The sequence below is a fragment of the Pseudomonas sp. LF020 genome (assembly GCF_053456425.1).
The window spans coordinates 232,985-246,034 of the sequence record NZ_JBRFIX010000007.1; the positions used below are offsets into that span (position 1 = coordinate 232,985).

The 13,050-nt window shown below is 60.4% G+C and carries 13 protein-coding genes; 5 read left to right on the forward strand and 8 right to left on the reverse strand.

All coding sequences use genetic code 11. The features are described 5' to 3' along the window. Nucleotides 1-147: 147 nt before the first annotated feature. Nucleotides 148-1,902, reverse strand: a complete 1,755-nt coding sequence (locus ACU680_RS18275; RefSeq protein ID WP_448180239.1) for an L-lactate permease — start codon at nucleotides 1,900-1,902, stop codon at nucleotides 148-150. A 242-nt stretch (nucleotides 1,903-2,144) separates the two neighbouring features. Between ACU680_RS18275 and ACU680_RS18280 the strand changes: the two genes are divergently transcribed. Further along, complete coding sequence (locus ACU680_RS18280) at nucleotides 2,145-2,351, forward strand: hypothetical protein (protein ID WP_448180180.1); 207 nt, start codon at nucleotides 2,145-2,147, stop codon at nucleotides 2,349-2,351. Nucleotides 2,352-2,396: 45 nt separating this feature from the next. On the opposite strand, the gene ACU680_RS18285 is transcribed toward ACU680_RS18280, so the two are convergent. Continuing rightward, entirely contained in the window at nucleotides 2,397-2,669 is a 273-nt protein-coding gene (locus ACU680_RS18285; protein ID WP_003226119.1) for a hypothetical protein, read from the reverse strand. A 371-nt stretch (nucleotides 2,670-3,040) separates the two neighbouring features. Between ACU680_RS18285 and ACU680_RS18290 the strand changes: the two genes are divergently transcribed. Together ACU680_RS18290 and ACU680_RS18295 are read left to right on the forward strand one after the other, a co-directional pair. Further along, nucleotides 3,041-4,120: a hypothetical protein gene (locus ACU680_RS18290; protein WP_448180181.1), complete on the forward strand. Its 1,080-nt coding sequence runs from the start codon at nucleotides 3,041-3,043 to the stop codon at nucleotides 4,118-4,120. A gap of 2 nt (nucleotides 4,121-4,122) precedes the next feature. Beyond that, nucleotides 4,123-4,476: a DUF1428 domain-containing protein gene (locus ACU680_RS18295; RefSeq protein WP_448180182.1), complete on the forward strand. Its 354-nt coding sequence runs from the start codon at nucleotides 4,123-4,125 to the stop codon at nucleotides 4,474-4,476. A 371-nt stretch (nucleotides 4,477-4,847) separates the two neighbouring features. Here ACU680_RS18295 and ACU680_RS18300 read toward each other — a convergent pair whose 3' ends face one another. Beyond that, nucleotides 4,848-5,042, reverse strand: a complete 195-nt coding sequence (locus ACU680_RS18300; RefSeq protein WP_247268818.1) for a hypothetical protein — start codon at nucleotides 5,040-5,042, stop codon at nucleotides 4,848-4,850. A gap of 105 nt (nucleotides 5,043-5,147) precedes the next feature. On the opposite strand from ACU680_RS18300, the gene thpR reads away from it, so the two are divergent. Further along, nucleotides 5,148-5,687, forward strand: coding sequence for an RNA 2',3'-cyclic phosphodiesterase (thpR, locus tag ACU680_RS18305; RefSeq protein ID WP_448180183.1), 540 nt, complete (start codon nucleotides 5,148-5,150; stop codon nucleotides 5,685-5,687). A gap of 228 nt (nucleotides 5,688-5,915) precedes the next feature. Here thpR and ACU680_RS18310 read toward each other — a convergent pair whose 3' ends face one another. The 5 genes from ACU680_RS18310 to ACU680_RS18330 form a co-directional block, all read right to left on the reverse strand. Further along, nucleotides 5,916-7,013 carry a polyamine ABC transporter substrate-binding protein gene (locus tag ACU680_RS18310; RefSeq protein WP_448180184.1) on the reverse strand — a complete coding sequence of 366 codons (1,098 nt, stop codon included), beginning with the start codon at nucleotides 7,011-7,013 and terminating at the stop codon, nucleotides 5,916-5,918. 222 nt (nucleotides 7,014-7,235) lie between these two features. Beyond that, on the reverse strand, nucleotides 7,236-8,108 hold the full coding sequence (locus tag ACU680_RS18315) for an ABC transporter permease subunit (protein WP_134786731.1): 873 nt from the start codon (nucleotides 8,106-8,108) through the stop codon (nucleotides 7,236-7,238). Beyond that, a complete protein-coding gene (locus ACU680_RS18320) occupies nucleotides 8,105-8,986 on the reverse strand; it encodes an ABC transporter permease subunit (protein ID WP_371260449.1) in 882 nt (293 codons plus the stop codon). Before ACU680_RS18320 ends, ACU680_RS18315 begins: the two co-directional genes overlap by 4 nt. A gap of 29 nt (nucleotides 8,987-9,015) precedes the next feature. Continuing rightward, a complete protein-coding gene (potA, locus tag ACU680_RS18325) occupies nucleotides 9,016-10,158 on the reverse strand; it encodes a polyamine ABC transporter ATP-binding protein (RefSeq protein ID WP_041073459.1) in 1,143 nt (380 codons plus the stop codon). A 350-nt stretch (nucleotides 10,159-10,508) separates the two neighbouring features. Next, on the reverse strand, nucleotides 10,509-11,270 hold the full coding sequence (locus ACU680_RS18330) for a gamma-glutamyl-gamma-aminobutyrate hydrolase family protein (protein WP_183780680.1): 762 nt from the start codon (nucleotides 11,268-11,270) through the stop codon (nucleotides 10,509-10,511). A gap of 282 nt (nucleotides 11,271-11,552) precedes the next feature. Here ACU680_RS18330 and ACU680_RS18335 point away from each other — a divergent pair, with 282 nt between their 5' ends. Then, nucleotides 11,553-12,929 carry a glutamine synthetase family protein gene (locus ACU680_RS18335; RefSeq protein WP_027611689.1) on the forward strand — a complete coding sequence of 459 codons (1,377 nt, stop codon included), beginning with the start codon at nucleotides 11,553-11,555 and terminating at the stop codon, nucleotides 12,927-12,929. Nucleotides 12,930-13,050: the final 121 nt, after the last annotated feature.

Below are 13,050 nucleotides of genomic sequence, written 5' to 3' on the forward strand. Positions count from 1 at the left end.
TATAGAGTTATGCGCAGGATTCATTAATGAGCTGGGCGACGCTTGACCTTGTGGGAGCTGGCTTGCCAGCGATGGGGTCGTGTCAGTCAGCATTGCTTGAATGACACACCGCCATCGCGGGCAAGCCCGCTCCCACAGGGATTGTGATTAATGCCCGCCAACCACCATGTGCGTGAACGGCGCCACATACGCCTGCAAGGTGACAAGCCCGCCCACCAGCACCGCCAGCACGATCGAGTGGAAGAACACGTAGCGCAGAATTTCGCCCTCATGCCCATACCAGCGGGTGGCGGTGGAGGCGACCACGATCGATTGCGCATCGACCATTTTGCCCATGACCCCGCCGGAACTGTTGGCCGCCGCCATCAGCACCGGGCTGATGCCCAGCTGCTCCGAGGTCACCCGTTGCAGTCCGCCGAACAGCACGTTCGAGGCTGTGTCCGAGCCAGTCAATGCCACGCCGAGCCAGCCGAGCAGGGTGCCAAACATCGGGTAAAACACTCCGGTCGCGGCAAACGCCAGACCCATGGTGGCGTCCAGTCCGGAATAGCGCGTGAGGAACCCCAGCGCCAGCATCGCCGCAATGGTGATCAACGAAAAGCGCACCACCCACAACGTGCGCAGGTATTGCTTGATCAGTTGCGGGATCGAATAGCCCATCAGCAAACCGCCGACAATCGCCGCGAGCAGAATGCCGCTGCCGGTGGCGGTGAACCAGGTGAACTTGTAGATCGCCTCTTCGGCTTTCGGCGCCGGCACCACCGGCGGGACTTTCTGCACTTGCAGGTGCAGGGTGGTAAAGGTCAGCGCCGGCGAGAAAATCGGGTTGGCCTCATTCAGCGGTTTGCCTTGCGCATCGAGTTTCACCGAATGGGTTATCGGGTCCAGCGCCGGGCGCACGTCGAAGATGTTCTTGAAGCCCTGGGTGCCCCAGGCAAACACGAACACGGTGAGGATGATCCACGGCATCCACGCGCGCATCACCGCTGGGCGCGCCTGATCGCTGAAGGCGGCGCTGGCGGTGACTTTTTCTTCCTCGACCCGGGAGTTGTCGACCCGCCCGGACAGGGCGGCCGAGGTGTACACCGTCGCCGGTTTCCAGACCCGCAGAAACAACGTCAGACAGGCCATGGAAATCAGCGCGGCGATCACGTCCACCAGCATCGGCCCGTGGTAGTTCGACACGAGGAATTGCGGCACGGCGAAGCTGACTCCGGCCACCAGAATCGCCGGCCAGATCTCCAGCATCTTGCGCCACCCGGCAAACGCCCAGATCAGCCAGAACGGCACGAGCACCGAGAAAAACGGCAGTTGTCGACCGACCATCATCGACAGCTCCATCTCATCCAGTCCAGTGACTTTGGCCAGGGTGATGATCGGCGTGCCGAGCGCGCCGAACGCCACCGGGGCGGTGTTGGCAATCAGCGCTAGTCCCGAGGCGGCCAACGGCGAAAAACCGAGGCCGATCAGAATCGCCCCGGTCACCGCCACCGGCGTACCGAACCCGGCCGCGCCTTCGAAAAACGCACCGAAGCAGAACGCGATCAACAGCAACTGCAAACGCCGGTCATCGGTGATCCGCGCCAGAGAATCCTGCAGCACTTTGAACGAGCCGTTCTCGGTGGTCAGGCGGTGCAGAAAGATGATGTTGAGCACGATCCAGCCGATCGGCAGCAAGCCATTGGCCGCACCGAACAAGGCCGCCGAGCCGGCCATGCTCGCCGGCATGCCGAAGGCGAAGATCGAGATGAGCAGGGCCGAAGCCAATGCCAACAGTGCGGCCAGATGCGCCTTGACGTGAAAGAACGCCAGCGCTGCGAGCATCACCACCACCGGCACCGCAGCCATCAGCGTGGAGATCAACGGGTTGCCGAATGGGTCGTAAATTTGCTGCCAGACCATGGTCCACCTCTGCTTGTTGTTATCGAGGCGCAGATCCGTTGCGTGGAAGTCGCTAAGCAGCAGTATAGGTGGCATTTCGCCGCTGCCCTGATGCCGGCGGCGGGCCGATCAACGGTCGTGGTCGGGCAGTGAATCAAAGTGCGTTTACCCGGTCGTATCAGCGGCTGCGCGCACTGCGTTCTGAAGGCGTGGGCAGTGACAGCCGTTCCGTGGTCAAGACCTTGGTGTTAGGGAAGTTTTGAATGAAGCGTGCAACAACCTTGCTGTTGACAATATCCGCCGCTGTTTTGCTGGCTGGCTGTGTGGCGGACTTTGATGATGATCATCGCCACGGACGACATTACGAACGTGATCACGGGCGCTATGACGACCATGACCGGCGTTGGGATGACCGCGACGATGGTCGTCGCGACGGGCGTCGTTACTATCGTGATCGCGACGATGACTGAGTAGAAATCAAAAGGGCGCTCCCGCAACGGGAACGCCCTCGCCGATTAAAAATGAGCGCTCGCCCGGACGCTGGAATGCGCAGGCGCGGTGGCCTCGAGATCCAGCAGATGGGTGGCGAGTATGTCGCTCAGAAAGCGGAACTGATCGTTGATACCGACCACTTCATTGCTGAAATGATTGCTCGCGGCGGGCATCAGCACATCGTCGAAATCTTCGTTGAACAGCAGCGCCTGGGTCTTGCGCGAGACGACTTGCTGGTCGTAGTAGTTGCTGCCGAACACCGGGAAGCTCACGGAGAGGGTGATGGTGCGAATCATGATGGGTACTCCTCGTTGCGTCTCGGATGGGTGAATCGTGCCTTCGCCGGGCGGCGGGCGGAAGGCAATCGTGGCGATGGTGAATATCGACGGCGTTGATGGTTGAGAGGTGGGGTGGATTGACGGGCCTCATCGCTGGCAAGCCAGCTCCCACAGGTTTTCGGCTGTTCATTGGATTTATGGCCACTGAAAATCTCCATGGAGCTGCCAAGCCAGCTCCCACGGGTTTTCGGATGTTCATTGGATTCATATTCACTGAAGATCTCTGTGGGAGCTGGCTTGCCAGCGATGGCGTCGGTACAGCCAACATCCTCGGAAACTGACACACCTATACTCAATGCTGTCTCCCTCCACTCAAGGACTTCACCACCGTGAACCTGCGTGCGCTGGTCGTCGCCGCACTGTGTCTGCTGGCTGGCTGCGCCACCTCGGCCCGGGCCCCGGTGGCGCCGTCGACCGTGGTGGTGTCGCCCGCCACCTGGCAGCAGATCGACCGCGACATCGTCAGCGCCTCGCAGCAATCCACCGAGCAAGTCAAAGTATTTGCCCGTGGCTCGATGGAACATTGGCGCACTCGCGTCTATCAGCAAACTGAAGAAAATTTCATTCCGTGGTTCAGCAGCTACTGGACCCAGGAATGGCTGTCGATGAAAGTCAGTTGGTACACCATCAGTGCCGGCGGCGAACAGGACGCTTCGGCCAAGCGCCTGGCGAGCTATCTGCTTGAGCAATATCAGGAAAGAGTGCTGGCACCGGTCGCGGTGGAGATTGATCCGGACGCGATCCTCGGTCAGGCCACGGCGTTCTATGCACAACTGATGGCCCGGCAGATGCCGCTCATCGCCCAGCGTTATGGCGTGCCGGTTGCACAACTCAACGGACGGCTGCAGAAGGTTCCGGCCATCGCCCTGGGCCCGCCGCCGGCGCGGGATGCTTCGCTGTATCAGGTCATCAGCACCGAGCCGCTGAACACCTTGCCGGCGTATGCCGCGCTGATCGACAAGATCCACACCGAAGGCGGCAGCAAGGGCATCGCTTCGACCGACGCCGGCATGGCCCCCGTGGCCAAACGCGCCAGCCAGCGGATGGAGGCGGAAATGGCTCCGCGCGGAGCGGCCAGTGCGGTGGCGGCTGCGGCTGGCAAGTTGGTCGGCGGGGTGATCTCGATCGGCGTGGCGGGCATCCGCGCGATCATCCAGGCCAACGACCGGCCCGACAGCGAAGCGCTGATTCGCAGCAGCCTGGGCAGCACCTTCGACAAGGCCTGGGCGAAATTGCTGCAGAACCCGACCACCGGGGTCATGGCCGGTACGCTGCATATCGCCGGGCAGGTCGAGGGCAGCCTTGGTGGGGCGGAGCAACCGTCGGTCGGGCAGGGCGTGAATCGTGTCGAATGGCAGCCGCCGCAATCGACTACCCGGCAGATCGAACCCAACGTGCAAGGAGAGTGATCATGGCTTACATCGATATTTTTGTAGCACCCGTGCCGAATGCCAATCGCGAACAGTACAAAAAACACTGTGAGATCGCCGCGAAACTGTTCAAGGAATACGGAGCGAAGGAGGTGGTTCAGTGCTGGGGCGATGACGTGCCGGACGGCAAACTCACGTCATTCCCGATGGCGGTAAAACTCAAGGACGGCGAGACGGTATCGTCCGGCTGGCTGATCTGGCCCGACAAGGCCACCCGCGATGCCGGCATGGCGAAAATGATGGAAGACCCGCGCATGCAACCGGACGTCAACCCGATGGGGTTTGATGGGCAGCGGATGATCTTTGGGGGCTTCAAGAACCTTCTTGAATCCTGAAATCGCGTGTGGGAGCGAGCCTGCTCGCGATGGCGTCAGCACAGCCAATATCTCCATTGCTGGCCCACCGCTTTCGCGAGCAGGCTCGCTCCCACCTTGGAGCTGTGGCGTGCCCACGATTGTCGTCATCCTGCGAAACCCCGTGGGAGCGGCTTGCCCGCGAAGAGGCCGGCACAGCCAATATCTCCATTACTGGCCCACCGCTTTCGCGAGCAGGCTCGCTCCCACCTTGGAGCAATGGCGTGCCCACGATTGTCGTCATCCTGCGAAACCCTGTGGGAGCGGGCTTGCCCGCAAAGAGGCCGGCACAGCCAATATCTTCATTGCTGGCTCACCGCTTTCGCGAGCAGGCTCGCACACATGGGGTGGTGTCACTCTGGAGAGGGGGTGATCCGGCAGCCTTTGCGGTTGCGAATCTGCTCGTCCGTGGGCCGTTCGCGGACGAATTCGAAACGCGGTTCACCTTCGCTGTAATGCACCAGCCAGCCCCATTCCAGCTCGGTTTCATCCTGCCCGGGGCTGGGTGGCCGGGCCCACCACGGTTCTTTGCTGAGGATCTCGCGCATGGCGACCTCCGGTTAGATGGCAATCCTTGAACTATAGCCGGGTGTCGCCAGTCGTCAGTGGAGGCTGTGTAGAATCGGCCGATCGACGAGCGAAGGAGCTGGCCCATGACCGATGATGCGCGCAGGGATGAACCGTTCAAGCGACTGTTTTTTGCCCTCGACTGCCCACCGGCGCAGCGCAAGGCCATTGCCCAGTGGCGCGGCGACTTGGGGTTGCGCACCGGCAAAGCGGTGCCGGCGGATAACTTTCACCTGACGCTGCTGTTCCCCGGTGCCGTACCGCTGGCGCAGATCCATGAAGTTTGCGAGGCCGCCGGCAAGGTGCGCACGCCGGGTGAGCCGTTACGGATTGCGCTGGATCGTCTGCAGGTCTGGCATCGGGCGGGGATTCTGTCTTTGGCGCCGGAGCAGGCCCCGCCGGGGTTGTTGCGTCTGGTGTATGCGTTGGAGCAGGCGATGCTGCCGTTTGGCTTCGAAGAATCACCACGCGAGTTTCGTCCGCACCTGACCCTGGCTCGGGACTATCGGGCAGCGGAGCCGGAAGTCGCCACACCCCCGGAGTTTTTCCTGCACGCCGAGCGCTTCGCCCTGTTCGAATCGCACAAGGGCCGCTACCGGATCCTTCAGGATTGGCCGCTGAATTGAGCGCAGAAAAAAAGGCGCCCGAGGGCGCCTGAAATTCACCTGAGCCGAGGGAGCCAGGTGAGGCCGTTCATTGCAGGGTGCAGCGGTGGTAAGGCGCTGCGTGAACGGAAAAGCTACGCCACATCCCTGTGTAGGAGCTGCCGCAGGCTGCGATCTTTTGACTTTGTTTTTTAGACGCAAGATCAAAAGATCGCAGCCTTCGGCAGCTCCTACAGGGGGCGGTGTCAGTTATTTACCGAGTTTCACCCGGGTCCAGCCGCGGGTCATGATCCGCTGGGTGGCAATCGGTTGATCCGGCACCGCGTACAGCGTCGCCATCACCGCTTGCGACGGGTACGAACCCGGGTCGTTGCGGATCGCTTCGTCCACCAGTGGCGTGGCGGCCGCGTTGGCGTTGCTGTAACCGTTGCTGTTGGTGATCTCGGCGATGATGTCGGGGCGCATCAGGAAGTTCATGAACAGGTAGGCGTTGTCGACATTGGCGGCATCACGCGGGATGGCGACCATGTCGTAGAAGCTGCCGGCACCTTCTTTCGGAATGCTGTAGTCGATCTGCACCTTGTTGCCGGCCTCCACCGCGCGGGCCTTGGCCTGCAGCACGTCACCGGAGTAACCGACCGCCACGCAGATATTGCCGTTGGCCAGGTCCGAGATGTACTTGGAGGAATGGAAGTACGCCACGTACGGGCGGATCTTCATGAACAGCGCTTCGGCTTCGAGGATGTGCGCCTTGTCCTTGTCGTTCACCGGGTAGCCCAGGTAGTGCAGGGCGGCCGGGATCATTTCGGTCGGCGAGTCGAGGAAGCTGATGCCGCAGGCTTTGAGCTTCTCGGCGTTTTCCGGTTTGAACAGCAGGTCCCAGGAGTTGGTCGGGGCGTTGGCACCGAGCACTTCCTTGACCTTGTCCGGGTTGTAGCCGATGCCAATCGAGCCCCACATGTACGGGAACGCGTGAGCGTTGTCCGGATCGCTGGCGGAGGCGTTTTTCAGCAGCACCGGGTTGAGATTTTTCCAGTTCGACAGTTTCGATTTGTCCAGCGGCTGATAGACCCCAGCCTTGATTTGCTTGGCCAGGAAACTGTTGGACGGCACGACGATGTCGTAACCGGATTTGCCCGCCAGCAAACGCGCCTCGAGGGTCTCGTTGCTGTCGAACACGTCGTAGGTCACCTGGATGCCGGTCTCGTCTTCGAACTTCTTGACGGTGTCCGGCGCGATGTAATCGGACCAGTTGTAAACACGCAGCACCTTGTCGTTGGCCTGGACGCCCGTGGCGATTGCGCCCATTAAGGACAGTGTCAGCAGAGTCCTGCCAAACATTTTCATCGGTGAAACTCCATTCTTTTTATTCAAAAACACACATCGGGTGTACATAAAGCCTGTGGCGAGGGAGCTTGCTGTGGTGAGGGGATTTATCCCCGATGGGTCGCGAAGCGGCCCCAAGCCAGGCACTTGCGGTGTAACAGGGACACCGCATGCAATGGTTTGGCAACTGCTTCGCAGCCGATCGGGGATGAATCCCCTCACCACAGTGTTCATCGTTGTTGCTTAGGCCGTCGCGGTGCGTTGCGGTTGCCACGCCTCATTCGCCGTCTGATCCATCGCTTCCTGAATCGCCTTCTTGCGGTTGGCTTCTGCCTTGCGGCCGAAGTACCAGACCAGGAAGGTCACCAGCGACACCGCCAGCAGAATCAGGCTGGCCACGGCGTTGATCTCAGGCTTCACGCCCAGACGCACCGCCGAGAACACTTCCATCGGCAGCGTGGTCGAGCCCGGGCCGGAAACGAAGCTCGCCAGCACCAGATCGTCCAGCGACAGGGCGAACGACATCATCCCGCCCGCTGCCAGCGACGGCGCGATCATTGGAATGGTGATCAGGAAAAACACCTTGAACGGCTTGGCCCCCAGATCCATCGCGGCTTCTTCGATCGATAGATCCAGTTCACGCAGGCGGGCGGAGACTACCACCGCCACATAGGCGGCACAAAACGTGGTGTGGGCGATCCAGATGGTGACGATGCCACGCTCCTGCGGCCAGCCGATCAACTGCGCCATCGCCACGAACAGCAGCAACAGCGACAGGCCGGTAATCACCTCAGGCATTACCAGCGGCGCCGTCACCAGACCACCGAACAGCGTACGACCCTTGAAGCGCGTCACCCGCGTCAGGACGAACGCGGCGAGCGTGCCCAATGCGACGGCGGCAATCGCGGTGTAGCAGGCGATTTCCAGCGAGCGCACCACCGAGCCCATCAGCTGCGTGTTGTCGAGCAGACCGACGTACCACTTCACCGACCAGCCGCCCCACACTGTCACCAGTTTCGAGGCGTTGAACGAGTAGATCACCAGAATCAGCATCGGCAGATAAATGAACATCAGGCCGAAGATCAACATGAACTTGGAAAAACCGAAGCGTTTCATCCCCGTGCCTCCATCTCTTTGGCCTGACTGCGGTTGAACAGCAGAATCGGCACAATCAGGATCAACAGCATCACCACCGCCAGCGCAGACGCCACCGGCCAGTCGCGGTTATTGAAGAACTCTTGCCACAGCACGCGACCGATCATCAGCGTCTCCGGGCCACCCAGCAGTTCCGGAATCACGAACTCGCCAACCACCGGAATGAACACCAGCATGCAGCCGGCAATGATGCCGTTCTTGGCCAGCGGCACAGTGATTTTCCAGAAGTTGTTGAAGTTACTCGAGCCCAGATCCGACGCGGCTTCCAGCAGGCTGCCATCGTGCTTCACCAGGTTGGCGTACAGCGGCAGCACCATGAATGGCAGGTAGGCATACACCACGCCGATATACACCGCGGTGTTGGTGTTGAGGATCTCGATCGGGTGATCGGTCAGCCCGGTCCACATCAGAAACGCATTGAGCAGACCGTTATTGCTGAGGATGCCCATCCACGCGTAAACACGAATCAGGATCGCGGTCCAGGTCGGCATCATGATCAACAGCAGCAGGACGTTTTGCGCTTCCTTGCTCGCCTTGGTGATCGCATAGGCCATCGGGAAACCGATCACCAGGCACATCATCGTGCTCAGCGCCGCGACTTTCAGCGAACCGAGGTAGGCCGACAGGTACAGCTCGTCTTCGCCGAGCATGGTGTAGTTGCCGATGTTGAGCATCAGCTGAAATTTCTGTTCGGCGTAGGTGTAGATCTCCGAGTACGGCGGGATCGACAGCGCGGCTTCCGAGAAGCTGATCTTCATCACCAGGAAGAACGGCAGCATGAAGAACAGGAACAGCCAGATGAACGGGATGCCGATGACGAATTTTCGCCCGCTGGGCACCAGGCGCAGGAATTGCTGATTGAAGGTTCTCATGAGCGCAGCACCACGCCGCTGTCGTCTTCCCACCAGACGTAGACCTTGTCGTCCCAGGTCGGACGCGCGCCACGGCGTTCGGCGTTGGCCATGAACGACTGGACGATCTTGCCGCCGGGCAGTTCGACGTAGAACACCGAGTGGCCGCCGAGATAGGCGATGTCATGCACCTTGCCTTCGGACCAGTTGTAGCGGGTTTCTGGCTTGAGCGTACTGACGAGCATTTTTTCCGGACGGATCGCGTAGGTGATCGATTTGTCCTGCACCGACGTGCTGACGCCGTGGCCGACGTAGATCTTCTGCTGCAAGTCCGGGCTGTGGATGATCGCGTGACCTTCAAGGTCTTCCACCACGGTGCCGTCGAAGGCGTTCACGTTGCCGATGAATTCGCAGACCATGCGGCTGACCGGTGCTTCATAGATGTCGACCGGGCTGCCGATCTGGGCGATCCAGCCCAGGTGCATGATCGCGATGCGCTCGGCCATGGTCATGGCTTCTTCCTGGTCGTGGGTCACCATCACGCAGGTCACGCCAACGCGTTCGATGATCTCGACCAGTTCCAGTTGCATCTGCGAACGCAGTTTTTTATCCAGGGCGCCCATCGGCTCGTCGAGCAGCAACAGCTTCGGACGTTTCGCCAGGGAGCGGGCGAGGGCGACACGCTGGCGCTGACCGCCGGACAACTGATGGGGTTTGCGTTTGGCGTATTGGGTCATGTGCACCAGGCGCAGCATCTCTTCGACGCGGGCGTCGATTTCGCTGGCCGGCAAACGGTCCTGCTTGAGGCCGAAGGCGATGTTCTGCGCCACAGTCATGTGCGGGAACAGCGCGTAGGACTGGAACATCATGTTGATCGGCCGCTCGTAGGGCGGCATGTCGGTGATGTCCACGCCGTCGAGCAGAATCCGCCCTTCAGTCGGCCGCTCGAAACCGGCGAGCATGCGCAGCAGGGTCGATTTGCCCGAACCGGAGCCGCCGAGCAAGGCAAAGATTTCGCCCTGATGGATCTCCAGGGACACATCGTCCACTGCCGTGGTTTCGTCGAACTTCTTGGTGACACGGTCGACTTTCACCAGAACCTTTTTCGGTTGCTGGTGGCCTTCAAGTGCCTTCCGGTAAGTGCTGGAGGCGTTTGCCATGTGAAACTCCCAACAGGTTTCGTTCGCTCGGCCAATGTGGCCGGGCTTAAGTGGATTGCAAGCCAGGGAAAACTGTCCTCGCCACACATGGCCCCTGTAGGAGCTGCCGAAGGCTGCGATCTTTTGATTTTGTTGTTCAGGATCAAGATCAAAAGATCGCAGCCTTCGGCAGCTCCTACAGGGGGTCGCATTGGCTGCGGGGTACCCTGACCTGGTCGGCGCCGCCGTCCTGGCTGCCTGGGTCGTACTTGTTGTTATTACGGTTTGTTGTTGTCACGGATGACGGATGCGCACACGCGCCGCCGCCGACCCCGTGGGGGCAGTAAACAGTTTTGAAATCCTGGGTTATGTCAGCGTTGGTGGCGTCGCGCCGCCCGTTGCCGGCAGGCCTCGCCGAACGCCTGGAAAATCTTCAGGTAGTTCGGGTTGTCCAGCACCTGCCATTCCGGGTGCCATTGCACGCCGAGGGCGAAGGTCGGGCTGTGCTCGACCGAGATCGCCTCGATCAGGCCATCCGGCGCCACCGCTTCGGCACGCAGGCCGGGCGCGAGGCGGTCGATGCCCTGACTGTGAATCGAGTTGACCTGGAACTCGCCCGGCAACGCCAGCGCTTCGAACACACCGCCCGCCAGCACACTGACGGCATGCGCCGGTGCGTATTGCACGGCCACGTCCGGGCTGTCGGCTTCACGGTGATCGAGCATGCCCGGCAGCTCGTGCACCTTTTGGTGCAGGCTGCCACCGAAGGCCACGTTCATTTCCTGGAAGCCACGGCAAATGCCGAGCACCGGAACGCCCGCCGCAATGGCTGCACGCAATAAAGGAAGGGTAGTGGCGTCCCGCGCCGGATCGTGATCCGTGCCGGGTTCGCTGGCCGGGCCTTGATAGTGGAAGGGCTCCACGTTCGAGGGTGAGCCGGTCAGCAACAGACCGTCGAGCTGACCGAGCAGGTCTTCGATTTCAGTCAGTTTGCCAAGGGAAGGAATGACCACTGGAAGACCCTGAGCGCCAACGCTGACAGCACGTACGTACTTGTCGCCGCTGATGTGATAGGGGTGCAGGCCAATCTGTTTGACGCACGCAGTAACGCCGATCAATGGCTTGAATGCCATTTTTATTCACCTCGAAGTTTGACACTTGAACGAGCTTTTCCGGAGCTTAGCCTCGTTGATTTTAATTAACAACTGCCATGTAAAAAATTCTAAACGCCGCTCATCCAATCTTCATGATTCCAGGCCTTGTGGCGCCTGCTTTGGCACGCGAGTGTTAAAAAAAGCCCGAAAAATAAACGCTGGACGGCCAGGTGTTCGCTATTGACTTCACTTTGCCTTTCGGATTGACTGGCTCGGCGAAACAGCGGTGAACATAATAATTAACAGCTAAATAGGTGCATCATGTCGGTCCCTCTGCGTGCCGTTCAACTCAACGAAGCAAACGCATTCCTTAAGAAACATCCTGAGGTTTTGTACGTCGACCTTCTGATTGCAGACATGAACGGTGTGGTGCGCGGCAAGCGCATCGAGCGCACCAGTCTTCACAAGGTTTACGAGAAAGGCATCAACCTGCCGGCCTCGCTCTTCGCTCTCGACATCAATGGCTCCACGGTGGAAAGCACCGGTCTGGGCCTGGACATCGGCGACGCCGACCGCATCTGCTACCCGATCCCGGGGACCCTGAGCATCGAGCCGTGGCAGAAGCGCCCAACCGCACAACTGCTGATGACCATGCACGAGATCGAGGGCGAGCCGTTCTTCGCCGACCCGCGTGAAGTGCTGGCCAACGTCGTGCGCAAATTCGACGAACTGGGCCTGACCATCTGCGCCGCGTTCGAACTCGAGTTCTACCTGATCGACCAGGACAACGTGAACGGCCGTCCACAGTCGCCACGTTCGCCAGTCTCCGGCAAGCGCCCGGTGTCGACTCAGGTGTACCTGATCGACGATCTCGACGAATACGTCGACTGCCTGCAAGACATTCTCGAAGGCGCGAAAGAGCAGGGCATCCCGGCTGACGCCATCGTCAAGGAAAGCGCCCCGGCGCAGTTCGAAGTCAACCTGCATCACGTCTCCGACCCGATCAAGGCCTGCGATTACGCGGTGCTGCTCAAGCGTCTGGTGAAGAACATCGCCTACGACCATGAAATGGACACCACCTTCATGGCCAAGCCGTATCCGGGCCAGGCGGGCAACGGTCTGCACGTACACATTTCGATCCTGGACAAAGAAGGCAACAACATCTTCGCCAGCGAGGATCCCGAGCAGAACGCCGCGCTGCGACACGCGATCGGCGGTGTGCTGGAGACCCTGCCTGCGCAAATGGCGTTCCTCTGCCCGAACGTCAACTCGTACCGCCGCTTCGGCGCGCAGTTCTACGTGCCGAACTCGCCGAGCTGGGGCATCGACAACCGTACCGTTGCGGTACGTGTGCCGACCGGTTCGGCTGACGCCGTGCGCATCGAGCACCGCGTGGCCGGTGCCGACGCCAACCCGTACCTGCTGATGGCTTCGGTACTGGCCGGCATTCACCACGGCCTGACCAACCAGATCGAGCCGGGCGCGCCGGTTGAAGGCAACAGCTACGAGCAGAACGAACAGAGCCTGCCGAACAATCTGCGCGACGCATTGCGTGAGCTGGACGACAGCGAAGTCATGGCCAAGTACATCGACCCGATGTACATCGACGTGTTCGTTGCGTGCAAGGAAAGCGAGCTGGCCGAGTTCGAGAACTCGATCTCCGACCTTGAGTACAACTGGTATCTGCATACGGTCTGACGTAATGGGTGGTAACTGACTCACCACCCATCCCTGTAGGAGCTGCCGAAGGCTGCGATCTTTTGATTTTGATTTTTAGAAGCAAGATCAAAAGATCGTCCGATCGCGGCCCGAGCCTTCG